Genomic DNA, 269 nt, shown 5'->3' with positions numbered 1-269 from the left:
GCGGTGCTGCCGGCCGCCGAGGTGCTCACCGCCGACCGGATCGACGCCGAACTCACCGACACCGGCACCCGCTGGGACCGCTTCGACTCCGTCGTCGACCTGGCCGGCTGCGCCGAAGCCGTGCTGCCCCCCGCACACGACGCGCTGCCCTCCTGGCTGAGCTGGCTCCAGCTCGTGGTCGACCGAGGCCGCCGCGACCTGCGCGCCCTGCTCGTCTCGCGCGGAGCGCCCGCCCTCGGCGGCGCGGTCCGGGTGGGCCTGTACCGGAT

At 76.6% G+C, this 269-nt stretch carries 1 protein-coding gene; it reads left to right on the top strand.

The features are described 5' to 3' along the window. Positions 1-269 (top strand): hypothetical protein (locus IH13_RS0105230; RefSeq protein ID WP_158791053.1); only part of this gene is annotated, 269 nt, incomplete at both ends.

The sequence above is a fragment of the Streptomyces sp. NRRL WC-3549 genome (assembly GCF_000721935.1).
GTDB lineage: Bacteria > Actinomycetota > Actinomycetes > Streptomycetales > Streptomycetaceae > Streptomyces.
This window is presented reverse-complemented; position numbering and strand designations above follow the sequence as displayed.